Source organism: Aeromicrobium massiliense JC14 (assembly GCF_000312105.1).
GTDB classification, from domain to species: domain Bacteria; phylum Actinomycetota; class Actinomycetes; order Propionibacteriales; family Nocardioidaceae; genus Aeromicrobium; species Aeromicrobium massiliense.
On record NZ_HE978636.1, the window covers coordinates 184307 to 206634 of the forward strand.

29 protein-coding genes are annotated in these 22328 nt (G+C 72.6%); 9 read left to right on the forward strand and 20 right to left on the reverse strand.

Annotated features, from left to right (window positions below; genetic code table 11):
• Positions 1-5: 5 nt before the first annotated feature.
• From rimI to glmS, 8 genes are all read right to left on the reverse strand, one after another.
• Complete coding sequence (gene rimI, locus HGAM_RS17095; protein ID WP_019143588.1) at positions 6-434, reverse strand: ribosomal protein S18-alanine N-acetyltransferase; 429 nt, start codon at positions 432-434, stop codon at positions 6-8.
• A gap of 7 nt (positions 435-441) precedes the next feature.
• Positions 442-1071 carry a tRNA (adenosine(37)-N6)-threonylcarbamoyltransferase complex dimerization subunit type 1 TsaB gene (gene tsaB / locus HGAM_RS00910; protein WP_019143589.1) on the reverse strand — a complete coding sequence of 210 codons (630 nt, stop codon included), beginning with the start codon at positions 1069-1071 and terminating at the stop codon, positions 442-444.
• A gap of 61 nt (positions 1072-1132) precedes the next feature.
• On the reverse strand, positions 1133-2098 hold the full coding sequence (tsaE, locus tag HGAM_RS19940; protein ID WP_019143590.1) for a tRNA (adenosine(37)-N6)-threonylcarbamoyltransferase complex ATPase subunit type 1 TsaE: 966 nt from the start codon (positions 2096-2098) through the stop codon (positions 1133-1135).
• Positions 2095-3099, reverse strand: a complete 1005-nt coding sequence (locus HGAM_RS17105) for an alpha/beta fold hydrolase (protein ID WP_019143591.1) — start codon at positions 3097-3099, stop codon at positions 2095-2097. The genes tsaE and HGAM_RS17105 overlap by 4 nt, the downstream gene beginning before the upstream one ends.
• Positions 3096-4238 (reverse strand): alanine racemase, encoded by a 1143-nt coding sequence (gene alr / locus HGAM_RS00925; protein ID WP_019143592.1) that lies wholly within the window; start codon positions 4236-4238, stop codon positions 3096-3098. Before alr ends, HGAM_RS17105 begins: the two co-directional genes overlap by 4 nt.
• On the reverse strand, positions 4232-5650 hold the full coding sequence (locus HGAM_RS00930) for an NAD(P)H-hydrate epimerase (RefSeq protein WP_019143593.1): 1419 nt from the start codon (positions 5648-5650) through the stop codon (positions 4232-4234). Before HGAM_RS00930 ends, alr begins: the two co-directional genes overlap by 7 nt.
• On the reverse strand, positions 5644-6003 hold the full coding sequence (locus HGAM_RS00935) for a holo-ACP synthase (protein WP_019143594.1): 360 nt from the start codon (positions 6001-6003) through the stop codon (positions 5644-5646). Before HGAM_RS00935 ends, HGAM_RS00930 begins: the two co-directional genes overlap by 7 nt.
• Entirely contained in the window at positions 6000-7844 is a 1845-nt protein-coding gene (gene glmS / locus HGAM_RS00940; RefSeq protein WP_020691507.1) for a glutamine--fructose-6-phosphate transaminase (isomerizing), read from the reverse strand. Before glmS ends, HGAM_RS00935 begins: the two co-directional genes overlap by 4 nt.
• Positions 7845-7891: 47 nt before the next feature.
• Between glmS and coaA the strand changes: the two genes are divergently transcribed.
• Positions 7892-8842: a type I pantothenate kinase gene (gene coaA, locus HGAM_RS00945; RefSeq protein WP_020691506.1), complete on the forward strand. Its 951-nt coding sequence runs from the start codon at positions 7892-7894 to the stop codon at positions 8840-8842.
• 33 nt (positions 8843-8875) lie between these two features.
• Positions 8876-9322, forward strand: coding sequence for a hypothetical protein (locus tag HGAM_RS00950; RefSeq protein WP_019143597.1), 447 nt, complete (start codon positions 8876-8878; stop codon positions 9320-9322).
• A gap of 12 nt (positions 9323-9334) precedes the next feature.
• Here the strand turns inward: HGAM_RS00950 and HGAM_RS17110 are convergent, their stop codons facing one another.
• The 5 genes from HGAM_RS17110 to rplM are packed head-to-tail and all read right to left on the reverse strand — an operon-like array spanning position 9335 to position 13330.
• The gene (locus tag HGAM_RS17110; RefSeq protein WP_218915223.1) at positions 9335-9979 is read right to left on the reverse strand and encodes a maleylpyruvate isomerase family mycothiol-dependent enzyme; all 645 of its coding nucleotides are present in this window, start codon (positions 9977-9979) and stop codon (positions 9335-9337) included.
• Positions 9980-10014: 35 nt separating this feature from the next.
• On the reverse strand, positions 10015-10980 hold the full coding sequence (locus tag HGAM_RS17115) for a GNAT family N-acetyltransferase (protein WP_019143599.1): 966 nt from the start codon (positions 10978-10980) through the stop codon (positions 10015-10017).
• 45 nt (positions 10981-11025) lie between these two features.
• On the reverse strand, positions 11026-12372 hold the full coding sequence (gene glmM / locus HGAM_RS00965) for a phosphoglucosamine mutase (RefSeq protein ID WP_019143600.1): 1347 nt from the start codon (positions 12370-12372) through the stop codon (positions 11026-11028).
• 7 nt (positions 12373-12379) lie between these two features.
• A complete protein-coding gene (gene rpsI, locus HGAM_RS00970; protein ID WP_019143601.1) occupies positions 12380-12868 on the reverse strand; it encodes a 30S ribosomal protein S9 in 489 nt (162 codons plus the stop codon).
• 18 nt (positions 12869-12886) lie between these two features.
• Positions 12887-13330: a 50S ribosomal protein L13 gene (gene rplM / locus HGAM_RS00975; protein WP_019143602.1), complete on the reverse strand. Its 444-nt coding sequence runs from the start codon at positions 13328-13330 to the stop codon at positions 12887-12889.
• 231 nt (positions 13331-13561) lie between these two features.
• On the opposite strand from rplM, the gene HGAM_RS00980 reads away from it, so the two are divergent.
• From HGAM_RS00980 to HGAM_RS17125, 7 genes are all read left to right on the forward strand, one after another.
• Positions 13562-14857, forward strand: coding sequence for a citrate synthase (locus HGAM_RS00980; RefSeq protein WP_019143603.1), 1296 nt, complete (start codon positions 13562-13564; stop codon positions 14855-14857).
• Between the two features lie 86 nt (positions 14858-14943).
• On the forward strand, positions 14944-15741 hold the full coding sequence (gene truA / locus HGAM_RS00985; protein ID WP_019143604.1) for a tRNA pseudouridine(38-40) synthase TruA: 798 nt from the start codon (positions 14944-14946) through the stop codon (positions 15739-15741).
• Complete coding sequence (locus tag HGAM_RS00990) at positions 15734-16231, forward strand: GNAT family N-acetyltransferase (RefSeq protein ID WP_020691503.1); 498 nt, start codon at positions 15734-15736, stop codon at positions 16229-16231. Before truA ends, HGAM_RS00990 begins: the two co-directional genes overlap by 8 nt.
• Before the next feature lies 1 nt (position 16232).
• Positions 16233-16700, forward strand: coding sequence for an NUDIX hydrolase (locus HGAM_RS00995; protein ID WP_019143606.1), 468 nt, complete (start codon positions 16233-16235; stop codon positions 16698-16700).
• 11 nt (positions 16701-16711) lie between these two features.
• Positions 16712-17053 carry an MmcQ/YjbR family DNA-binding protein gene (locus HGAM_RS01000; protein WP_019143607.1) on the forward strand — a complete coding sequence of 114 codons (342 nt, stop codon included), beginning with the start codon at positions 16712-16714 and terminating at the stop codon, positions 17051-17053.
• An 18-nt stretch (positions 17054-17071) separates the two neighbouring features.
• A complete protein-coding gene (locus HGAM_RS17120; RefSeq protein ID WP_019143608.1) occupies positions 17072-17827 on the forward strand; it encodes an endo alpha-1,4 polygalactosaminidase in 756 nt (251 codons plus the stop codon).
• A gap of 31 nt (positions 17828-17858) precedes the next feature.
• Positions 17859-18461, forward strand: a complete 603-nt coding sequence (locus HGAM_RS17125) for a class I SAM-dependent methyltransferase (RefSeq protein WP_019143609.1) — start codon at positions 17859-17861, stop codon at positions 18459-18461.
• A 113-nt stretch (positions 18462-18574) separates the two neighbouring features.
• Here the strand turns inward: HGAM_RS17125 and rplQ are convergent, their stop codons facing one another.
• The 7 genes from rplQ to infA all read right to left on the reverse strand — a co-directional run bounded on the left by rplQ (position 18575) and on the right by infA (position 22167).
• Positions 18575-19129, reverse strand: a complete 555-nt coding sequence (gene rplQ, locus HGAM_RS01015) for a 50S ribosomal protein L17 (RefSeq protein WP_019143610.1) — start codon at positions 19127-19129, stop codon at positions 18575-18577.
• 39 nt (positions 19130-19168) lie between these two features.
• Positions 19169-20176, reverse strand: a complete 1008-nt coding sequence (locus tag HGAM_RS01020; RefSeq protein WP_019143611.1) for a DNA-directed RNA polymerase subunit alpha — start codon at positions 20174-20176, stop codon at positions 19169-19171.
• Positions 20177-20231: 55 nt separating this feature from the next.
• A complete protein-coding gene (rpsD, locus tag HGAM_RS01025; RefSeq protein WP_019143612.1) occupies positions 20232-20840 on the reverse strand; it encodes a 30S ribosomal protein S4 in 609 nt (202 codons plus the stop codon).
• 20 nt (positions 20841-20860) lie between these two features.
• The gene (gene rpsK, locus HGAM_RS01030; protein ID WP_019143613.1) at positions 20861-21259 is read right to left on the reverse strand and encodes a 30S ribosomal protein S11; all 399 of its coding nucleotides are present in this window, start codon (positions 21257-21259) and stop codon (positions 20861-20863) included.
• A 5-nt stretch (positions 21260-21264) separates the two neighbouring features.
• Positions 21265-21633 carry a 30S ribosomal protein S13 gene (gene rpsM, locus HGAM_RS01035; RefSeq protein WP_038951452.1) on the reverse strand — a complete coding sequence of 123 codons (369 nt, stop codon included), beginning with the start codon at positions 21631-21633 and terminating at the stop codon, positions 21265-21267.
• Positions 21634-21798: 165 nt separating this feature from the next.
• Positions 21799-21912, reverse strand: coding sequence for a 50S ribosomal protein L36 (gene rpmJ, locus HGAM_RS01040; RefSeq protein WP_009199219.1), 114 nt, complete (start codon positions 21910-21912; stop codon positions 21799-21801).
• A gap of 33 nt (positions 21913-21945) precedes the next feature.
• Entirely contained in the window at positions 21946-22167 is a 222-nt protein-coding gene (infA, locus tag HGAM_RS01045; RefSeq protein WP_007078610.1) for a translation initiation factor IF-1, read from the reverse strand.
• Positions 22168-22328: the final 161 nt, after the last annotated feature.

A 22328-nucleotide genomic window follows, 5' to 3' on the forward strand; every position in this document is an offset into this window, starting at 1 on the left:
CGAGCTCACAGGACGCGCTCCATGACCAGGGCGTCGGCGCCGGACGGGTAGTACCGGCGCCGGGTGGCGATCGTGGTGAACCCGGCCCGCTCGTAGAGCGTCCGCGCGGGGACGTTGGTGTCGGCCACCTCGAGCAGCATCCGCTCGGCGCCCTCGCCGCGCGCGGCGTCCAGGAGGGCGTCGAGCAGGCCGCGGCCGAGTCCCTGGCCCTGCCGCTGCGGACGGGTCGCGATGCGGTGCAGGTCGGCGACGTCGGCGACCACCCCGACCGTCCCGTAGGCGTCCACGCCGTCGTCGTCGTGCACGAGGACGACGCGCGTGTCGGCGGTCAGCTCGCCGGCGACGAGGCTGGCGCTCCACGCCTCCGCGCCGAAGCAGGCCTGCTCGAGCGCGACGACCGCGTCCAGGTCGTCGGCGGTGGCCGGACGGATCACGGGCGGCTCATGCCCGCTTGGCAGTGACCTGCGGCGTCGCGTCCGGACGGCGCAGGTAGAGCGGCTCGAGCGGCAGCTCCTGGGCCTCGCCGCGGGCCACGAGCCCGGCGAGCGCGGCCGCGGAGGGATCCTCGGCCCCCGGCACGTGCGCCAGGACGTCGGCGTACAGCCGTCCGCCGCGGCCGTGGACGGGCAGGCTCGGGAAGCGGGCGGCCAGGTCGGCCGGCTTGCTGACGTCCGGGCCCTCCACGCGGCGGCCGTCGACGTAGCGGGCCCAGTAGACCTCCTTGCGGCGCGCGTCCGTGGCGACGAGCAGCTCGCCGTCGCCCGCCTCGGCGGCGAGGACGTCCAGGGTGCACACGCCGTGCGGGGTCAGGCCGAGCGAGCCGGAGAGCGTCAGCGCCGTGACCACGCCGACCCGCAGGCCGGTGAACGGGCCGGGCCCGACACCGACGGCGACGTCGGTGAGGTCGTCCATCGTGGCGCCGGCCTGCGCGAGCGCGTCGCGGATCGCGGGGGCGAGCAGCTCGCCGTGGGCCATCGCGCCCTCGCCGCGCGCCTCTCCGACCACGCGCTCGCCGTCGTGGACGGCCACGGTGATGGCGGGGGTCGCGGTGTCGAGGGCCAGGATCAGCACGCCCCGAGCCTACCGACCGCCTCCGGAGCCCTCGCCCTCGCGCTGAGCGTGGAGGTGCCGGTCAGGCCAGGAGGGTGGAGCGCAGCGGGACGCCGACCCAGCGGGGGCCGTGCGGGCGCACCGTCACGACGCGGGTGTCGTCGCCGCCGTCGTGCTCGACCGCCGTGCCGAGCGGGTCGTCCTCGCGCGGCAGCCGGCGCTCCAGCCGCACCTCGAGCCAACTGTCGGCCAGGTGCTCGGCCATGCCCTCGCCCCATTCCACCACCGTGACGGCCTCCTCGACGCTGGTGTCGAGGTCGAGGTCGTCCAGCTCGAGCGCCCCCTCGAGCCGGTAGGCGTCGACGTGGACGAGCGCGGGCCCGCCGACCAGCGACGGGTGGTGCCGGGCGATGACGAACGTCGGCGACGTGATCGGCCCGCGGACGCCGAGCGCCTCGCCGAGGCCCTGCGTGAACGTCGTCTTGCCCGCCCCGAGCCCACCCGTCATGACGAGCACGTCGCCGGCCTGCAGCAGCCCGGCGAGGGTGCCGGCGAACCGCTGGGTCGACTCGGCGTCGGGCAGCTCGCGCGAGAGCCACAGCGTCTTGCCCAGGACGAGCAGCGGGCCCTCCTGGCCGACCGTCTCGTAGCGCCGCTGGCGCCAGAAGCGGACGGTCGCGGGCAGCTCCTCGCGCACGTGGATCCACACGCCGTCCTTGCCCCGCTCCTCGGCGGTGTCCTCGGCGACGCCGACGAGCGCGGACGCGATGCCGCGGGCCTGCACGTCGGGGTCGACGCTGACCCGGCGCAGGCCGAGCAGGCCCGGACGCGTCTCGTCGTAGAGCAGCGCCCCCACCGGACGTCCGCGGCGCAGCGCGAGCAGCCCGCCGGACGTCTCGATGGACGCGCGCACGGACTCCGCCGTCTCGTCGGTCGCGCTGGAGGGCGGGTCGAGGACGGGCCGGGCGCCGAACGAGCGGCGGATGACGTCCGCCATCGCCTCCGCGTGCTCGGGCCGGGCCTCCACGACGTCGAGCGCTCCGGTCACCGGCGTCCCTCCTCGATGACGTGGTCGACGACGGTCTCGATGGCCTCGGTCACCCGCTCGTGCTCCTCGAACATGATCATGTGGCCCGCCCCGTCGACGAGCTCGAGTCGTGCGCCGGGGATCTCCTCGGCGAGCCGCCGCGCGTGCCGCGGCGGGGTCAGCAGGTCCTCGGTGCCGCACACGACGACCGTCTCGGCGGTGCCCAGCGCGGGCAGCGCGTCGTACAGGTCGAGCTCGCCGAAGGCCGGGTAGAAGTCGAGCATCACGTGGGTGCGCGCGCGGCCGATCATCTGGTCGGCCATGTCGGCGTACTTCTCGTCCGCCTGCGGCCCGACGGCCCAGCGCCGCGTCACCGAGTAGCTGTTGAAGCGGCGCGCCCAGTCGACCGCGGGTGTCGTCGCGCGCAGCAGCGGACGCAGCTGGCGCAGCACCGGGCTGGTGCGCAGCAGGTCGCCCGCGCTCGTGCCGACGAGCACGACGCCCTTGACCCGTTCCTTCACCAGCACCGGGTCGTCGGCGGCGAGCTGCATGATCGTCATGCCGCCCATCGAGTGGCCCACGAGCACGAGCGGGCCGGTGGGCGCCACGGCCTCGATCACCCGGGCCAGGTCGTCGGCCAGGTCGGGCAGGGTCGAGCGGGACGCCTTCGCGCGTCCGGACGCCCCGTGCGAGCGCAGGTCGACGAGCACGATCCGGGCCCGGCCGCGCAGCGCGAGCCGCTGGTAGTGCCAGGTGTCCAGGTCGCAGGTCCAGCCGTGCACCATCACCACGGTCGGCACCTCGGCGCCGGCGTCGTCGGCCTCGTCGACCTCGACGTGCAGGCGGACGCCGTCGCGGGCGGTGACCCAGCGCGTCTCGCCGTGCACGGAGCCGAACGGCACGTCCTCGACGAGCCGGAGGTGACGCCGGGCGCTCATCCGCTCGCTGAACAGCGTCGCCGCGGCCCCGGCCGCGACGAACGCGACCCCGCTGCCGATGAGCGCCCGGGTGCGGCCCCTCATGCGTGCGCTCCGCGGTACGTGCGGACGATGCGGCCGCCGAGGCGGGTCACGACCTCGTAGGAGATCGTGCCGGCGTTCCGCGCCCAGTCGTCGGCCGTGGGCTCGCCGTCGTCGCCAGGGCCCCACAGGACGATCGAGTCGCCGCGCCGGGCCGGCCCGTCGCCGAGGTCGACGACCAGCTGGTCCATGCACACCTTGCCGACCAGCGGGACGCGGACGCCGCGGTGCAGCAGGGTCGCCCGGTTGCTCACCGAGCGCATGATGCCCTCGGCGTAGCCGATCGGCACCAGCCCGAGCGTGGTCTCCTGCTCCGCGGTCCACGTCCAGCCGTACGAGACGGACGTGCCCGCCGGCACTCGCTTGACCTGGGCCAGCCGGGCGCGCAGCGTCATGGCCGGGCGCAGCGGGACGTCGTGCCGCAGCGCCGGGTCGGGCGAGTAGCCGTAGGACGCGATGCCGGCCCGCACGAGGTCGAGGTGGACGCTCGGCCGGGTCAGGATCGCGCCGGAGTTGGCCAGGTGGCGCAGCCCGGGCTCGAGGCCGGCGGACTCCATCTGGGCCACGGCCTCGGTGAACGCCCGCTCCTGGGCGGCGTTGGCCGGGTGCTCGGGCTCCTCGGAGGCCGCCAGGTGGGACCAGACGCCGGTCACCTGGACGCGTCCGGCGTCCTGCGCGGACCGGGCCGTCTCGAGCAGCCGGAACCACTCCTCGCCGTGGGCACCGTTGCGCGAGAGCCCGGTGTCGACCTTGAGCTGGACGCGGGGCCGCAGCCCGACGGCGGTGCCGGCGGTGACGATCTCGTCCAGCTGCGCCACGGAGCTCGCCGTGACCTCGATCCGGGCCGACACGGCGGCCGCGAAGTCGCCGCCGGGCGCGCTGAGCCAGCACAGCACGCGTCCGGTGTCGCCGCGGTGGCGCAGCGCGAGCGCCTCCTCGATCGTGGCGACGCCCAGCCAGGTCGCCCCGGCCTGGCGTGCGGCGGGCGCGACCGCCTCCACGCCGTGGCCGTAGGCGTCGGCCTTGACGACGGCCATGAGGGCGGCACCGGGCGCGGCGGCGGCGAGCGCCTCCAGGTTCGCGCGGTACGCCGCGAGGTCGACGACGGCCTCGGCCTGCGGGAGCGGGTGGTCGTTCACCATCGCTGGACCTCCTCGAGGGTGCCGCCGAGCAGGTCGGCGACGACGGACGGCAGGGCGGCGGCGACCGCGGACGCGGTGACCGGCCCGCCGGGGTTGGCGCGGACGGCCGCGGCCCCGTGCAGGAAGGCGGCGAGCGACCCGGCGTCGTGCGGGTCGAGACCGGATGCGACCAGCGAGCCGGCCAGCCCGGCCAGCACGTCACCCGCGCCGGCGGTGCCCAGCCACGGGGTGCCGCTGAGGTTGACCCGGGTCGGACGCCCGGGGGTGGCCACGAGCGTCCGCTTGCCCTTGAGCAGCACCGTGGCCCGCCACCGCTCGGCGGCCCCGACGGCGTGGCGCAGCGGAGCGGCCTCGACGCCGTCGCGGTCGGTGTCGAGCAGGGCGGCGAGCTCGCCGGCGTGCGGCGTCAGCAGCGCCGGTCGCCCGACCGGCGCGGGCACGTGGGCCAGCGCGTCGGCGTCGGCGACGAGCGCGGGATCGTGCTCGTCGGCCAGCGCGTCCGCGACCCGTCGTGCGGCCTCGTCGCCACCGCCCGGCCCGACCACCCAGGCCTGGACGTGCCCGGCGCCCGCGACGACCTCGGGCGCCCGGTCGACGACGCGGGCGGCGAGGTCCGGCTCGCCGACGAACCGCACCATGCCGGCCGGGCCCGCCTGCGCCCCGGCGACGGCCAGGTGGGCGGCCCCGGCGTACCGGGCCGAACCGGCGGCGACGCCGACGACGCCGCGCGTGTACTTGTGGGTGACGGGGGCCCGGAACAGCGCGTCCCCGAGCAACGCTCCGTCAGTGACGTCGAGCGCCTCGACGGCGGGCTCGCCCAGGTACGGGCCGAGGCCGATGTCGACGAGTCGCAGCTCCCCCGCGGCGTCCGCGGCCGGCCCGGCCAGCAGCGCGACCTTGAGCGTGCCGAAGGTGACGGTGACATCGGCCCGCACGTGGGGGCCGGGCGCCTCGCCGCTGTCGACCTCGACGCCGGACGGCACGTCGACGGCGTACGTGCGCGGGCGCGCGGCGTCGATCCAGGCCGCCCACTCCGCGGCCCGCCCGCGCAGGCCGCCCCGGGCGCCGATGCCGAGCAGGCCGTCCACGACGAACCGGTGGCCGCCGGGCGCGTCGACGACCTCGGCACCGGCCGCGCGGGCCGCGGCGAGCCCGCCCTCGTGCACCCGGGCCGGGTCGAGCAGGCACAGGTCGACCCGCAGGCCGCGCTCGCGCAGGTGGGCGGCGGCGTGCAGGGCGTCGCCGCCGTTGTTGCCGGGGCCGACGAGCACCAGGACGAGGGCGCCGGCCGGGACGTCGTGCATCGCGTCGGCGAGGCCGCGCGCGGCCCGGGCCATCAGCACGTCGCCGTGGGCGGCCGTCGCCCGCTCCTCGGCGGCGCGGACGTTGGCGACGTCGTGCGCGGTCAGCACTCGGCCACCACGAACGCGGTGGCGACGCCGCCGTCGTGCGCCAGCGACAGGTGCAGGGCGCTCAGGCCGAGCTCCTCCACGCGGGCGGCGGTCGGGCCGGACGTGGTCAGCCGTGGGGCGCCGGCGTCGTCGCTGACCACCTGCACGTCCTGCCAGGACAGTCCCGCGGGGGCACGGAGCGCCTTCACGAGGGCCTCCTTCGCCGCGAAGCGGGCCGCGAGCGACTCCACCGGGAGTCCGGCGGAGCGCTCGTCGGGGGTGAACAGGCGCGCCTCGAGCGTCGGCGTGCGCTCCAGCGAGGCGGCGAACCGGGGCACGTCCACGACGTCCACGCCGATGCCCCACACGGTCATTCGACCGTGACCGACTTGGCCAGGTTGCGCGGCTGGTCGACGTCGTAGCCGAGCTGGACGGCCAGCTCGCAGGCGAAGATCTGCAGCGGGACGGTGGCGACCAGCGGCTGCAGCAGGGTCGGCACCTTGGGCAGCCGGATCAGCGTGTCGGCGTAGCGCTCGACGTCGGTGTCGCCGTCCTCGGCCAGCACGATCGTGCGGGCGCCGCGGGCGCGGATCTCCTGGATGTTGCTGATGACCTTGTCGCGCAGCTGGTCGCGGCCGTGCGGCGGCACGACGACGAAGACCGGCAGGCCCTCCTCGACGAGCGCGATCGGGCCGTGCTTGAGCTCGCCGGCCGCGAAGCCCTCGGCGTGCACGTAGGCCAGCTCCTTGAGCTTGAGCGCGCCCTCGAGCGCCACCGGGTAGCCCACGTGGCGGCCCAGGAACAGGAACGAGCGCTTGCCCACCAGGTCGGCGGCCAGGTCGCGGACCTGCTGGCCCTCGTCGAGCATCCGCTGGATGCCCGCGGGCAGCTTCTCGAGCTCGGCGATGATCTGCGAGATCTCGTCGCCGAACTTCACGCCGCGCACCTGGGCCAGGTACAGGCCGAGCAGGTAGCAGGCCACGACCTGGGACAGGAAGCCCTTGGTGGACGCGACCGCGACCTCCGGGCCGGCGTGCGTGTAGATGACGGCGTCGGACTCGCGCGGGATCGTCGAGCCGTTGGTGTTGCAGACGCTCAGCACCCGGGCGCGCTGCTGACGGGCGTAGCGGATCGCCATGAGCGTGTCCATCGTCTCGCCGGACTGGCTGATCGCCACGACCAGCGTCGAGCGGTCGATGATCGGGTCGCGGTAGCGGAACTCGCTGGCCAGCTCGACCTCGCAGGGGATGCGGGTCCAGTGCTCGATCGCGTACTTGGCCACGAGGCCGGCGTACGACGCCGTGCCGCAGGCGATGATGATGATCTTGTCGATCTCGCGCAGCTCGTCGTCGGACAGGCGCACCTCGTCCAGCTGCAGCCGGCCGTCGGTGGTGTGCCGCCCGAGCAGGGTGTCGGCGACAGCCTGCGGCTGCTCGGCGATCTCCTTGAGCATGTACCAGTCGAAGCCGCCCTTCTCGGCCGCCGAGACGTCCCAGTCGACGTGGTACGCCTTCGTCTGCGCCGGCGAGCCGTCGAAGCCAGTGACCTCGAAGCCGTCCTTGGTGATCGAGACGACCTGGTCCTGGCCGAGCTCGACCGCCTCGCGCGTGTGGTCGATGAACGCCGCGACGTCCGAGCCGAGGAACATCTCGCCCTCGCCCACGCCGACGACCAGCGGGGAGTTGCGCCGGGCGCCGACGACGACGTCGGGCTGCTGGGCGTCGGTGATGACGAGCGTGAACGCGCCCTCGAGCCGGCGGCAGACCGCGCGGACCGCCTCGGGCAGGTCGGGGGTCACCTTGAGCTCGTCGTGCAGCAGGTGCGCGACGGTCTCGGTGTCGGTCTCGGAGACCAGCTCGTGGCCGGCCGCCTCGAGCTCGGCGCGCAGCTCGGCGAAGTTCTCGATGATGCCGTTGTGGACGACGGCGACGCGGCCCTCGCTGTCCAGGTGCGGGTGCGCGTTGGCGTCGTTCGGGGCGCCGTGCGTCGCCCATCGCGTGTGCCCGATGCCGGTCGTCGCGGCTGGGAGCGGGCTCTCGGCCAGCACCGCGTCCAGGTTGGCCAGCTTGCCGGCCTTCTTGGCCGAGGCGATGCGCCCCTCGTGCGCCACCGCGACTCCCGTGGAGTCGTATCCCCGGTACTCGAGCCGACGCAGACCGGCCATGACGACGTCCACGGCCTGGCGGTGACCGACGTATCCCACGATTCCACACATGCCCACCAGGGTACCGAGTGCATCCCGTCTCGACCCACACGGACAGAATGGTCGCCATGAGTCGCGAGGAGTCCCCCTACGTCGAGCTCGAGCGGGCGGCCTGGGCCGAGCTCGCGGGCGACCGTCCGCAGCCGCTCAGCGCGGACGAGATCGAGCGCGTCCGGGGGCTGGGCGACGAGCTGGACCTGGAGGAGGTGCGGCAGGTCTACCTGCCGGTCACCGAGCTCATCGGCATCCGCGTGCGCGCCGCCGCGGCGCTGCACCGGGCGACGCAGCGCTTCCTGGGTCAGCCGCAGCCGCGGCGCACCCCGTACGTCATCGGCATCGCCGGCTCGGTGGCCGTCGGCAAGAGCACCACGGCCCGGCTGCTCCGCGAGCTGCTGCGCCACGGCCCCGAGGAGCCGAAGGTCGAGCTCGTCACCACGGACGGCTTCCTGCACCCCAACGCCGAGCTCGAGCGCCGCGGCCTGCTGCAGCGCAAGGGCTTCCCGGAGTCCTACGACCAGCGCGCGCTGCTGCGGTTCGTCATGGCGGTCAAGTCCGGCGCCCCGCACGTGACGGCGCCGGTCTACGACCACCTCACCTACGACCGCACCGACGAGGTCGTGGAGATCGAGTCGCCCGACATCGTCATCGTCGAGGGGCTCAACGTCCTGGCGCCCGCCCGCACGCGCGGCGACGGCACCCCCGGCCTGGCGATCAGCGACTTCTTCGACTTCTCGGTGTACGTGGACGCCTCGGTGTCCGACATCCAGCGCTGGTACGTGGAGCGGTTCCTGACGCTGCGCAAGACGGCGTTCGCCGACCCGGCCTCCTACTTCCACCGCTACGCGGACTTCACCGAGGAGCAGGCGCTCAGCCGGGCGAACGAGCTGTGGGACACCATCAACGGCCCCAACCTGCGCGAGAACATCGCCACGACGCGGGGCCGCGCCACCCTCGTGCTGCGCAAGGACCAGAACCACGCCGTGAAGTGGGTCCGCTTCCGCAAGATGTGACCCGCGAGGCCGCGCCGCCCCTAGGGTCGCGCCATGCCCCGTGACGACCGTCCACGACCCGTCCCCTGGATGACGCACGCCCTGGCCGCCGTCGTCGTGCCGGTCTGGATGCTTCAGGGCCCACTGCGCGAGCACGGGCTCACCGAGGGGGTCCAGGACCACGGACCACGGCTCGTGGGACCGGCCCTGTTCCTGCTCGGCGCCGCTCTCGCGGTCGCGCTCGCGATGCTGGAGGTCTGGGCCCTGCGCCTGTTGCGTTCGCGCTGGGCCGCGCGGGCCGGGGCCGTGGTCGCGACGTCGGCGGTGGCTTGGGTGGGCAGCCTGCCCGTGACGTTCCGGCTCGCCGACTCGTCCCCCGTGGATCGCGGCGAGCTCCACGCGGCGCTGACGAGCATCGCGGTCCTGCTGGCCGGGCACCTGCTGGCGGTGCTCCTGGTCGACCGGTTCGTCGCCCGCGAGCACGCGGGCGTGCGCGGGTAGCGCCAGCGCACGTCAGCGGGCGCCGACCCGCCCCTCCAGCACCGGCACGCCCTCGCCGGTGAGCCGGCCCACGGCCGAGCCACGCCCGGCCATGGCCATGACCAGGTCCAGGGTGCTTCCCTCGACGACCGGACCGTCGCCGAGCTCCAGGTCGCCGTCCGTCGCGCACACACGCAGGCCCTTGACGGCCGAGCGCGAGCTCACCGCGAAGTCGCGGGCGGCGAAGCCCCGCGCGACGACGTCCACGGCACGCGGGTCGGGCTGCGTGGGGATGCCCAGCGGCTCACGGACGTCCGTCGCGTGCACGACGACCTCCCCCAGCCACGCCCAGAGGTCCTTCGTCGGTGCGACGCGCAGGTCCGCGACCGACCGGAACCGCTCGAGCGTCGCCTCGGGCGTGGGCCCACGGTTCTCCTCGAGCCGCCGCCGGTTGTGCACGGCGGGGCGGAAGCCGGCGGCGACGATGCTGCGCAGCCACGCGCCGCGGCCCGTCGTCGCGGCCGCGCTCAGGTGCGCGACGACGTCCTCCACGGACCATCCGTCGCACAGGCTCGCGTGGGACCACTGGTCGTCGTCGAGCCCGTCCAGGTCGGCCACGAGCCGTGCTCGCTCGGCGTGGATCATCGCCCACTGCTGGTCCGGCGTCGGGTGATGCAACGGGGCTCCTCGGGATCGACGCGCGGGGCCGGCGGCTAGAGCCGCCGCAGGACCTCCTCGCACCAGGCAGTCTGCACGAAGCCGAGCTTCTCGTTCACCCGGATCATGTGCGCGTTGCTGGCCGCGTTGTAGGTGGTGATGCGCCGGCGGCCCTCGAGCAGGTCGGCCGCCGCCTCCATGGTCCGGACCTTCAGCGCCAGCCCCAGGCCGTGGCCGCGGTGCTCGGGCAGCACGAGCGTGTCCCACTGGAAGACCTCGTCGTCAGCCGGGAACACCAGCTGCGTGTGGCCGGCGAGCCGGCCGGTCTCGCGGTGCCGCGCGACGGTCACCTGGGCCTCGCGGTCCTGCTGCTCCCACTGCTCCTCGTCGTGGCGGACGCGCGTCGCGTCCCAGAACTCGCCCTCCAGCCCGGCCTCGCCCGACGGCACCTGCTGCATCATCTGGTGGCGCAGGGACGCGTACTCGTCGACCAGGTCCGGCGGGCAGGGGCCGCGCCACGTGCGCAGCTCGTAGCCGCGGTCGAGCACCAGGTCGGGCACAGTGGCGGGCAGCGGCAGCTCGCGAATGGCGTCCAGCAGGTCCGCCTCGAAGCCGTGCCGCCGGGCGAACCGGCGGGCGGGCTCGCCGTCCTCGCCGACGCCCCACGTGATCTCGGCCAGGAGCCGGGTGCGGCCACGCTCGCGCACCAGGTCGACGAGGGCGTCCAGCACGGCGCTGCCGTGCCCCTCGCGGCGACGCGGCGGACTGGTGACCAGCTCGACGTAGGCGAACTCGCGGTTGTCGCGCAGCGGCAGCTCGGCGCAGGCGGCGGACACGGCGATGCCGTCGGCGTCGCGGCCGAGCAGGGCGATCGCGTCGCGGTACGCGTCCGGCGTCAGGTTCACCCGCTGCTCGGCGTACGAGTACGGCTGGTCGAAGGGACGGTCGTGCCCGCTGCGGTACACGGCGTACCACTCGTCGTAGGCCGGGGTCGCGGGGTCGACCCGCTCGATCGTCGTCACCGTCGCAGGGTAAGCGCGCCCGGGGTCCGCCCCCGGGCGGCAAGGTCACAGCGACAGCTGGGACTTCACGACCGACGCGAGGTGCTCGGCGACCTCGGTCGCCTCCTCGTGCGTCGGCGCCTCGACCATCACGCGCACCAGCGGCTCGGTGCCGGACTGGCGCAGCAGCACGCGTCCGGTGCCGTCGAGCCGTGCGGTGGCGGCGGCCACCTCGCCCTGCAGGACCGGGTCGGTCGCGGCGCGGGCCTTGTCGACGCCGGCGACGTTCACCAGCACCTGGGGCAGACGGGTCATGACGCCGGCCAGCTCGGCGAGCGTCTGGCCGGACTCGACCATGCGGGCGGCCACCTGCACCGCGGTCAGCACCCCGTCGCCGGTGGTGGCGTAGCGGCTCATGATGACGTGGCCGGACTGCTCGCCGCCGATGGTGAACCCGCCGGCGCGCATCGCCTCCAGGACGTAGCGGTCGCCGACCGCGGTCTGGACGACGGTGAGGCCCGCCGCCTGCAGCGCCTGGACGAAGCCCAGGTTGCTCATGACGGTGGCCACGACGGTGTCGTCGTGCAGCGTGCCGGCGTCGTGCGCGGCGAGCGCGAGGATCGCCAGGATCTGGTCGCCGTCGACGACCCGGCCCTCGGCGTCCACCGCCAGGCAGCGGTCGGCGTCGCCGTCGAAGGCGAAGCCCGCGTCGGCGCCGTGCTCGACGACGGCCTTCTGCAGGTGCTCCAGGTGGGTGGAGCCGGCGTCACGGTTGATGTTCAGGCCGTCGGGCTCGGCGTGGATGGCCACGACGTCGGCACCGAGCTCGGCGAACACGTCCGGACCGACCTCGTGGGCGGCGCCGTGGGCGCAGTCGAGCACGACCTTGAGCCCGTCGAGCCGCGCGGGGCTGGAGTCGGCCAGGTGCTTGGCGTAGGTGCGCACGCCGGCCGTGCTGTCGCCGACGCGGCCGACGCCCTCGCCGGTCGGGCGGTCCCACGGCTCCTGCAGGCGGGCCTCGATGGCCAGCTCGATCTCGTCGTCGAGCTTGAGCCCGCCGCGGGCCAGGAACTTGATGCCGTTGTCGGGCATCGGGTTGTGGCTCGCCGAGATCATGACGCCCATGTCGGCGTCGAGCTCGGCGGTCAGGAACGCCGCACCGGGCGTCGGTACGACCCCGAGCCGGTGCACGTCGACCCCCGCAGACGCCAAGCCCGCGACCACCGCGGCCTCGAGGAACTCCCCCGAGGCTCGGGTGTCGCGGGCGACGACGGCCGTCGGACGCTGGTCGGCGAAGGCACCGACCTCGCCCAGCACGTGGGCGGCGGCGACGGACAGGTCGAGGGCGAGCTCTGCGGTCAGGTCGCGGTTCGCGAGCCCGCGAACCCCGTCCGTGCCGAAGATACGGCCCATCGACCGATCAGCGCTTGCTGTACTGGGGCGCCTTGCGGGCCTTCTTGAGACCAGCCTTCTTGCGCTCCTTGACGCGCGCGTCGCGCGTCAGCAGGCCGGCCTTCTTCAGCGTGGCGCGGTTCGCCTCGAGGTCGACGGCGTTGAGCGCACGGGCCACGCCGAGACGCAGCGCGCCGGCCTGGCCGGTCATGCCACCACCGGTGACACGGGCGATGACGTCGAACTGGCCGTCCAGGCCGGTCTCGACGAACGCCTCCTTGGCGATCTGCTGGTGCAGCTTGTTGGGGAGGTACTCCTCCAGCGGCTTGCCGTTGACCGTCCAGGTGCCGGAGCCCGGGACGATGCGGACGCGCGCGATGGCCTGCTTGCGGCGGCCGGTCGCACCGGCGGGCGCGATGGTCGAGGTACGGCCCGACTCGGTCGCCGCGCCGGCGCTCTCGGAGGTGTACGCGACGCCCTCGGCGGTCGGCGTGAAGTCTTCGGTGGTCTCAGCCACGATGATGTGCCTTTTCTCTTACTGGGAGATCGACGAGATCTCGAACGGCTGGGGCTGCTGAGCGGCGTGCGGGTGCTCCGGACCGGCGTACACCTTCAGCTTGCTCATCTGGGCGCGGCTGAGGCGGTTCTTGGGGAGCATGCCCCAGACCGCCTTCTCGATCGCCTTGCGGGCGTCCTTCTCGAGCAGGTCGCCGATGGCGATCGACTTGAGTCCACCCGGGTAGCCGCTGTGGCGGTAGGCGAGCTTGTCGGTGCGCTTGTTGCCCGACAGGGCCACCTTCTCGGCGTTGACGATGATGACGAAGTCGCCACCGTCCACGTGGGGCGCGAAGGTCGCCTTGTGCTTGCCACGCAGGAGCGTCGCGGCCTGGACGGCCAGACGGCCGAGGACGACGTCCTCGGCATCGATCACGTGCCACTGACGGGAGATGTCAGCGGGCTTCGGGCTGTACGTACGCACGGCGGGACCTTCTCGCTGTTCAGGGTTGCATTCGGTAAGTCGTTCCGGTGCCGAGCGCGTTGGATCAACGCAAAGGCACAACGACGTCCTAGAATAACGGGCTGCTGCACGGAAGGTCAAAACGGCCCCCGTCCACGCCCCCAGAACGCGGTCGACACGCGGCCGCACTAGGTTAGGGACCGTGCCCGCGCCACCCGCGAGGCCCTGATTCCCCGTCACAGGAGACCCATCGTGACCGAGCAGAACACGCTGACCGTCCGCGACAACCGCACGGGCGAGGAGTACGAGATCCCCATCACCGACGGGACGGTCCGTGCGACCGACCTCGGCCAGATCGGCCGCGCCGAGGGCACCCCCGGCCTGGCGGTCTACGATCCCGGCTTCACCAACACCGCGTCCACCCGCAGCGCCGTCACCTACATCGACGGCGACAAGGGCATCCTGGAGTACCGCGGCTACCCGATCGAGCAGCTGGCCGAGAAGTCGACGTACCTCGAGGTCGCCTACCTGCTCATCCACGGCGAGCTGCCCACCAAGGAGCAGCACGAGCAGTGGGTGCACGACATCACGTTCCACACGTTCGTGCACGAGAACCTCAAGAGCTTCATGCAGGGCTTCCGCTACGACGCGCACCCGATGAGCATGCTGATGAGCTCGGTGAGCGCGCTGTCGTCGTTCTACCCCGAGGCCAGCCGCATCAAGGACCCCGAGGTCCGCCACGAGCAGATCGTCCGGCTCATCGCCAAGATGCCGACCCTCGGCGCCTGGTCGTTCCGCCACGCGCAGGGCAAGCCGTACGTCTACCCCGACAACGACCTGTCGTACCCCGAGAACTTCCTCTCGATGCTGTTCAAGATGAGCGAGCAGAAGTACGACCCGGACCCGCGCCTGGCGAAGGCCCTGGACGTGCTGTTCATCCTGCACGCCGACCACGAGCAGAACTGCTCGACCAACGCGGTGCGCTCGGTCGGCTCCAGCCAGGTCGACCCCTACTCGTCCGTGACCGCCGGCATCGCCGCCCTCTACGGCCCGCTGCACGGTGGCGCCAACGAGGCCGTCCTGCGGATGCTCAAGCGCATCGGCAAGAAGGAGAACATCCCGGCGTTCATCGAGGGTGTCAAGAACGGCGACGAGAAGCTCATGGGCTTCGGTCACCGCGTCTACAAGAACTACGACCCGCGCGCCACGATCATCAAGAAGGCCTGCGACGACGTGTTCGAGGTCACCGGCGTGAACCCGCTGCTGGAGATCGCCCAGGAGCTGGAGCGCATCGCGCTGGAGGACGACTACTTCGTCAGCCGCAAGCTGTACCCGAACGTCGACTTCTACTCGGGCCTCATCTACGAGGCGCTGCAGTTCCCGCCGGAGATGTTCACGGTCCTGTTCGCCATCCCGCGCACGTCCGGCTGGCTGGCCCAGTGGCTGGAGCTGGTGGACGACAAGGAGCAGAAGATCGCCCGCCCGAAGCAGATCTACACCGGCGACCGTCAGCTGACGTACGTGCCGCAGTCCGAGCGCTGGGCCTGACCCCGCGCCCCGAGGGCCCCGCGACCACCACGGTCGTGGGGCCCTCGTGCGTCCGGGCCGCCGCACCCCTGGGCTAGCGTTCGGCTGTGCGACTCCGCCTCGACCTGTCCTACGACGGCACCGACTTCCACGGCTGGGCCCAGCAGCCCGGCCTGCGGACGGTGCAGGGCGTCGTCCAGGAGGCGATGGCGCTCGTGCTGCGCCTGCCCGAGGAGCCGCAGCTCGTCTGCGCCGGGCGCACCGACACCGGCGTCCACGCGCGCGGCCAGGTCGTGCACGTCGACCTCGACACCGATCCCGAGGTGCTGGGCCGACGGCTGCGCCGGGTGCTGCCCGGCGACGTGCAGGTGCGCGACTGCCGTCCGGCCCCCGAGGGGTTCGACGCGCGGTTCTCGGCCCTCGAGCGGCGCTACGTCTACCGGATCTGCGACCGTCCCGCCGGTCCCGACCCGCTCCTGCGCTCGCACGTCGTGGGCTGGCGCCGCCCGCTCGACGTCGACGCGATGACCGCGGCCGCGGCCGAGCTGCTCGGCGAGCACGACTTCGCCGCCTTCTGCAAGAAGCGTGAGGGGGCCACGACCATCCGCACCCTGCTCGAGCTCCGCCCCGTGCGCGTCGGCGACGTCGTGGAGACGACGGTGCGGGCCGACGCGTTCTGCCACTCGATGGTCCGCGCGCTCATGGGCGCGCTCGTCGTCGCCGGGGAGGGCCGCCAGGAGGCCGGCTGGGCCGGCACGGTGCTGGCCGGCCGCGAGCGCGACCCGCGGGTGCGGGTGATGCCCGCGCACGGGCTCACCCTCGAGGAGGTCGTCTACCCCGGCGACGACGGGCTTGCCGTCCGCGCCCACCAGGCCCGGCGGCGGCGCGACGAGGACGGTGACTGACGTGCTGACCCTGGTCGACCTGCCCGTCGCGGCGCTGCTCAGCCTGGCCGACGGCGACGTCGACGGGGCCGCTCAGGCCGTGGGCCTGCGCGTGCCCGCCGAGCTGCTCGGCGAGTTCGTGCCGTGGGGGATCTTCGCCGAGCGACGTGCGCTGCCCGGGGCCGAGGGCTGGACGATCCAGCTCGCGGTCGAGGACGGGGTGGTCGTCGGCCACGGCGGGTTCCACGAGCCGCCGGACGACGAGGGCGTCGTGGAGCTGGGGTACACGGTCGTGCCGAGGGCCCGCGGGCGCGGCGTCGCGACGGCCGTCGTCGGGCTCCTGCTCGAGCGGGCCCGAGCGGCCGAGCAGGTGCGCACGGTCCGCGGCTGCACCGCGCCGGCCAACCTCGCGTCCCAGGCCGTGCTGCGTCACCACGGGTTCGTGCTGGTCGGCGACGCGATGGACGAGGTCGACGGGCTCGAGCTCGTCCACGAGCTGCGGGTCGGCTGACGTGGCCGTGCTGAGCGCCGGGCTGGTGCTGTACCGGCGGACGTCCGCCGGCGACGTCGAGCTGCTCATCGCCCACATGGGCGGGCCGTTCTGGGCCCGCAAGGACGAGGGCGCCTGGTCGTTCCCCAAGGGCGTCGTCGAGCCCGGCGAGAAGCCCCTGGACGCCGCCCGGCGCGAGCTAACCGAGGAGCTGGGCGTGCCCGCTCCCCCGGGCCCCTTCGTCCCGCTCGGCGAGGTGCGCCAGTCGGGCAAGACGGTCGTCGCGTGGGCGGTCGAGGCCGACCTGGACCCGGCCGACGTCGTGCCGGGCACCTTCGAGCTGGAGTGGCCGCCGCGCTCCGGCCGCACCGAGGCGTTCCCCGAGGTCGACCGCGTCGCCTGGGTGGGCCCGGACGACGCCGTCCGGCTGCTCGTCAAGGCCCAACGCGGCTTCGTCCCCCGGCTGCTGGACGTCGTCCGGCTCGGCTGAGACGCTGGGCCATGGCCACCTGGGACGACGTCGTGCGGACGGCTCTCGCCCTGCCCGGCGTCACCGAGTCCACGTCCTGGGGCACGCCGTCGCTCAAGGTCGGCACCAAGATGGTCGCGCGGCTGCGCTCGGAGGCCGAGGGCGCCGCGGTGCTCACCTGCACGCTCGAGGACAAGGCCGCGCTCGTGCAGGGCGACGACCCGGCGTTCTTCACCCTGCCCCACTACGACCGCTCGGCCTACGTGCTGGTCGACCTGGCGCTGGTCGACGACGCCGAGCTGGCCGAGCTCGTCGAGCAGGCCTGGCGGCTCAAGGCGCCGGCTCGGCTGCGCCGCGAGCACGACGGCGGCTGACCCGTGGGACGATGAGCCGTGCACTCGATCGTCGCGGCCCTCGTCCTCACCCTCGGGGTCTCCGGCTTCCCCGGTGCCGGCTCGGTGGCCGACTACCAGCTCGGCGGCGGCTACCGCCCCACGTCGGAGGTCGACATCGTCGTGCGCGACCGCACCGACCGGCCCGAGAAGGGCACCTACTCGGTCTGCTACGTCAACGCGTTCCAGACCCAGCCCGGCAGCCTGCGCTGGTGGCGCACGAAGCACCCCGAGCTGCTGCTGCGCGACCGGCACGGCAAGCTCGTGCGCGACGCCGACTGGCCCGACGAGGTGTTCCTGGACTTCCGCACCAAGCGCAAGCGCGTCGCGCTCGCGCGGGTCGTCAACCGGTGGATCACCAGCTGTGACCGCCGGGGCTTCCAGGCCGTGGAGCCGGACAACCTGGACGCCTGGACCCGGTCGGGCGGGCTGCTCACGAAGCGCCAGACCGTCGGCTACGCCAAGCGCCTCACCCGTCATGCGCACCGCCGCGACCTGGCCATCGCGCAGAAGAACACCGCCGAGCTGCTCGGCCGACGGGTCGGCTTCGACTTCGCCGTGGTCGAGCAGTGCCAGCAGTACCGCGAGTGCGACGCCTTCGTGAAGCGCTTCGGCTCGCGCGTCATCGAGGTCGAGTACCGGCGCTCGGCGTTCCGGGCCGCGTGCAAGGCCCGCGCGGGCCAGCACCCGATCCAGCTGCGCGACCTCGACGTCGTCCCGCGCGGCTCGCGCGGCTACGTCTTCGAGCACTGCTGAGCCCGCGGCACCCACCTGGGAGGATGGCCGGGTGACCGAGCACTACTTCGACGCCCAGCCCGCCGGCCCCGAGCGGCGCACGCCGGTCACGGTGCGCCTGCGCGGCCGCGAGGTCACCCTCAGCACCGCCGCGGGCGTCTTCTCCCGCGAAGGGCTGGACAAGGCCACGGACGTCCTGCTGCGCCACGTCGAGCCGCCGCGCAGCGGCACCGTGCTCGACCTGGGCTGCGGCTGGGGGCCGATCGCGTGCGCCCTGGCCCTCGCCGGTGCCGACACGTGGGCGGTCGACGTCAACGAGCGAGCGCTCGCGCTGACCCGCGACAACGCCGAGTCGCTCGGCACCACCGTGCGGGCCTGCCTGCCCGACGACGTGCCCGACGACGTCCGGTTCGACCAGATCTGGTCCAACCCGCCGATCCGGGTCGGCAAGCAGGCGCTGCACGAGCTGCTGCTGCGCTGGCTCCCCCGCCTGCGACCCGGTGGCCGCGCCCACCTCGTCGTCGGCAAGAACCTCGGCTCGGACTCGCTGCAGCGCTGGCTGGTCGAGCAGGGCTGGCCGACCGAGCGGCTGGTCAGCGAGAAGGGCTTCCGGGTGCTGGCCGTGACCGCGCCCGACGCGCCCCAGGACGCCTGAGCGGCCCGCTGCCGCGCTCCGGGCCTCCCGCACGTCCTGTTCCACCCCGTCCGGCTGCGGACGCACGAGGGGCCCGCCACCGCGATGCGGTGACGGGCCCCTCGAGGAACGCCCTACTTGGCCTCGTCGGCCTCGGTCGTGGCGTCCGCGTTCTCGGCCGCCTCGGGGGCGTCCGCGATCGCGGCGTCGGTGTCGACCTCGGAGGTGTCGAGGTCGTTGACCTCGGCGCGCTCCTCGTCGACGGCCGGCTCGGCCGGAGCCTCGGCGACGGGCGCCGCGGTGGCCTTCGTGGTGGTCGCCTTCGGCGTGAAGCCCGCCTCGACGATCTCGATCACGGCCATGGGCGCGTTGTCGCCCTTGCGCGGACCGATCTTCGTGATGCGGGTGTAGCCGCCCGGACGGTCGGCCATGGCCGGACCGATCTCGGCGAACAGGGTGTGCAGCACGCTCTTGTCACGGATGACCTTCACGACCTGGCGGCGGTTGGCCACCGTGTCGTTCTTGGCCTTCGTGATGAGCTGCTCGGCGTAGGGACGCAGACGGCGGGCCTTGGCCTCGGTCGTCGTGATCTTGCCGTGCTCGAACAGGCTCTGCGCGAGGTTGGCCAGGATCAGCCGCTGGTGCGCCGGGCTGCCGCCGAGGCGGGGACCCTTGGTGGGGGTGGGCATCGAATATCTCCAGGAATCGTCAGGTCAGGGGCGAGCAGGTCAGTACTGCTCGTCCTCGGCGTAGCTCGCGTCGTCGTCGAACGACTCGAGGTTGGCCGGGTCGAAGCCGACCGGGCTGTCCTTGAGACCGAGGCCCATGGCGGCCAGCTTGGCCTTGACCTCGTCGATCGACTTCTGACCGAAGTTGCGGATGTCGAGCAGGTCCTGCTCGCTGCGCGTGATGAGCTCACCCACGGTGTGGATGCCCTCGCGCTTGAGGCAGTTGTAGGAGCGGACCGTGAAGTTCAGGTCCTCGACCGGCAGCGCCAGGTCGGCCGCGAGCTGCTCGTCCACCGGCGACGGGCCGATGTCGATGCCCTCGGCCTCGACGTTGAGCTCCCGGGCCAGGCCGAAGAGCTCGACCAGGGTCGACCCGGCCGACGCGATCGCGTCACGCGGCAGGATCGAGCGCTTGGTCTCGACGTCGATGACGAGCTTGTCGAAGTCCGTGCGCTGCTCGACACGGGTCGCCTCGACCTTGTAGGTCACCTTCAGCACAGGGCTGTAGATGGAGTCGATCGGCATGCGGCCGATCTCCTCGTCGCCGGTCTTGTTCTGCACGGCCGAGACGTAGCCACGGCCACGCTCGACGACCAGCTCGATCTCCAGCTTCGACGAGTCGTTCAGCGTGGCGATGTGCAGGTCGGGGTTGTGGATCTCGACCCCGGCCGGCGGCTGGATGTCGGCGCCGGTGACCGCACCGGAGCCCTCCTTGCGCAGGTACATCACGACGGGCTCGTCGTTCTCCGAGGAGACGACCAGACGCTTGATGTTGAGGATCAGCTCCGTGACGTCCTCGGTGACACCGGGGACGGTCGAGAACTCGTGCAGGACGCCGTCGATCTTGATCGACGTGACGGCCGCACCCGGGATCGACGACAGCAGCGTGCGACGCAGCGAGTTGCCGAGGGTGTAGCCGAAACCGGGCTCGAGAGGCTCGATGACGAACCGCGAACGGTAGTCGTCGACGACCTCTTCGGTCAGGACGGGGCGCTGGGCGATCAGCATGGGAACTTCCTTTCCGGGTCCACCGTCATATGAGGACCCGGCTCGTGGGAAAAGATCAGATCTTCGAGTAGAACTCGACGATCAGCTGCTCCTGGATCGGGACGACGATCTGCTCGCGGACGGGCTTCTCGTGCACCAGGATGCGGCCGCGGGTCGGCGACACGGTCAGCCACGCGGGGACCGACTCGTTGTCGTGGGTCTCGCGAGCCACGATGAACGGCGTCGTCTCGAGCGACTTCGGCTTGACGTCGATGATGTCGTGCTTCGACACCTGGAACGACGGGATGTTCGTCTTCACGCCGTTGACCAGGAAGTGACCGTGGGTCACCAGCTGGCGGGCGTGACGACGGGTGCGGGCCAGGCCGGCGCGGTAGACGACGTTGTCCAGGCGGGTCTCGAGGAGAGCCAGGAGGTTGTCGCCGGTCTTGCCGGGCTTGCGGTGCGCCGTCTCGTAGTACTTGCGGAACTGCTTCTCGAGAACGCCGTACGTGTAGCGCGCCTTCTGCTTCTCCTGCAGCTGGGTGCGGTACTCGCTCTCCTTGATCCGCGCGCGGCCGTGCTGGCCGGGCGGGTAGGGGCGACGCTCGAACGCGGCGTCACCACCGACGAGGTCGACGCCGAGTCGACGCGACTTCTTGGTCAGAGGACCGGTGTAACGGGCCATGGTTCAGGAACTCCTTGGGATCAGACGCGGCGGCGCTTGGGCGGCCGGCATCCGTTGTGCGGGCTGGGGGTGACGTCGGAGATGGTGCCGACCTCGAGGCCAGCGCCACCGAGCGAACGGATCGCGGTCTCGCGGCCCGAACCCGGGCCCTTCACGAAGACGTCGACCTTCTTCATCCCGTGCTCCATCGCCTGACGGGCGGCGGCCTCGGCAGCCATGCCCGCGGCGAACGGAGTGGACTTGCGCGAGCCCTTGAAGCCGACGGTTCCGCCGGAGGCCCAGGCGATGACCGCACCCGAGGGGTCGGTGATCGTCACGTGCGTGTTGTTGAACGTGCTCTTGATGTGGGCCTCGCCCTGAGCGACGTTCTTCTTCTCCTTGCGGCGCACCTTCTTGGCGCCAGACGTCTTAGGAGGCATCTAGATCACTTCTTCTTTCCGGCGACGGTCTTCTTCGGACCCTTGCGCGTGCGCGCGTTGGTCTTGGTGCGCTGGCCGCGGACCGGCAGGCCGACGCGGTGGCGGCGGCCCTGGTAGGAGCCGATCTCCATCTTGCGACGGATGTCCGCGGTGACCTCACGACGCAGGTCGCCCTCGACCTGGTAGTTCGCATCGATGTGGTCACGCAGCGCGACGAGGTCGTCGTCGGTGAGCTCGTGGACCCGCTTGGACGGGTCGACGCCCGTCGCGGTGAGGGTCTCGGCGGCACGCGTGCGGCCGATCCCGAAGATGTAGGTGAGTGCGATCTCGATGCGCTTCTCGCGCGGCAGATCCACACCTTGGAGGCGTGCCATGGAGGCGTTTCCCTTCGTTGCGGCAGAGGTGTCGGCACCTGGTGCGCCCCGACTGCCTCCAGGAGACGTGGCTCCTGAGCCGGGCCCCGGCCTCTGCGCCGGGGGTGACGCCGCGCATCGCGCGACGAGCATCCAGATGTTCAGTACTGCTGGTGAAGAAGCTGCTTAGCCCTGACGCTGCTTGTGGCGCGGGTTCTCGCAGATCACCATGACGCGGCCGTGGCGACGGATCACCTTGCACTTGTCACAGATCTTCTTCACGCTCGGCTTGACCTTCATCGAGCTCTCTCTTCGAAGACTGAACGTGAGTGTTTACTTGTAGCGGTAGACGATGCGTCCGCGGCTGAGGTCGTACGGGGACAGCTCCACGACCACACGGTCCTCGGGGAGGATGCGGATGTAGTGCTGCCGCATCTTGCCGCTGATGTGCGCGAGGACCTTGTGCCCGTTGGCGAGCTCGACGCGGAACATCGCGTTGGGCAGCGCCTCGACAACAGCGCCTTCCATCTCGATGACGCCTTCTTTTTTCGCCATGACCTCTTCTTCGGTTGCCGGTTGCTACCTGTCGACCCAGCCCGCGCGTCATCCCTCCGCTGACGCGGAGCCCGAGGGCATGGGGTGGCGTGCCTGCAAAGGCCGACAGGTCAGTGTAGTCAGGAACGCCGTCCCGAGCCAAATCAGGTGGTCGGGACGGG

What these genes read in the sequence shown, in the direction of transcription:
- HGAM_RS17105 (WP_019143591.1), bottom strand. Translation starts at nt 3,099, where the DNA reads ATGAGGGGCCGCACCCGGGCGCTCATCGGCAGCGGGGTCGCGTTCGTC.
- alr (WP_019143592.1), bottom strand. Translation starts at nt 4,238, where the DNA reads ATGGTGAACGACCACCCGCTCCCGCAGGCCGAGGCCGTCGTCGACCTC.
- HGAM_RS00935 (WP_019143594.1), bottom strand. Translation starts at nt 6,003, where the DNA reads ATGACCGTGTGGGGCATCGGCGTGGACGTCGTGGACGTGCCCCGGTTC.
- glmS (WP_020691507.1), bottom strand. Translation starts at nt 7,844, where the DNA reads ATGTGTGGAATCGTGGGATACGTCGGTCACCGCCAGGCCGTGGACGTC.
- coaA (WP_020691506.1), top strand. Translation starts at nt 7,892, where the DNA reads ATGGTCGCCATGAGTCGCGAGGAGTCCCCCTACGTCGAGCTCGAGCGG.
- HGAM_RS00950 (WP_019143597.1), top strand. Translation starts at nt 8,876, where the DNA reads ATGCCCCGTGACGACCGTCCACGACCCGTCCCCTGGATGACGCACGCC.
- glmM (WP_019143600.1), bottom strand. Translation starts at nt 12,372, where the DNA reads ATGGGCCGTATCTTCGGCACGGACGGGGTTCGCGGGCTCGCGAACCGC.
- HGAM_RS01000 (WP_019143607.1), top strand. Translation starts at nt 16,712, where the DNA reads ATGGCCACCTGGGACGACGTCGTGCGGACGGCTCTCGCCCTGCCCGGC.
- rplQ (WP_019143610.1), bottom strand. Translation starts at nt 19,129, where the DNA reads ATGCCCACCCCCACCAAGGGTCCCCGCCTCGGCGGCAGCCCGGCGCAC.
- HGAM_RS01020 (WP_019143611.1), bottom strand. Translation starts at nt 20,176, where the DNA reads ATGCTGATCGCCCAGCGCCCCGTCCTGACCGAAGAGGTCGTCGACGAC.
- rpsD (WP_019143612.1), bottom strand. Translation starts at nt 20,840, where the DNA reads ATGGCCCGTTACACCGGTCCTCTGACCAAGAAGTCGCGTCGACTCGGC.
- rpsK (WP_019143613.1), bottom strand. Translation starts at nt 21,259, where the DNA reads ATGCCTCCTAAGACGTCTGGCGCCAAGAAGGTGCGCCGCAAGGAGAAG.
- rpsM (WP_038951452.1), bottom strand. Translation starts at nt 21,633, where the DNA reads ATGGCACGCCTCCAAGGTGTGGATCTGCCGCGCGAGAAGCGCATCGAG.
- rpmJ (WP_009199219.1), bottom strand. Translation starts at nt 21,912, where the DNA reads ATGAAGGTCAAGCCGAGCGTGAAGAAGATCTGTGACAAGTGCAAGGTG.
- infA (WP_007078610.1), bottom strand. Translation starts at nt 22,167, where the DNA reads ATGGCGAAAAAAGAAGGCGTCATCGAGATGGAAGGCGCTGTTGTCGAG.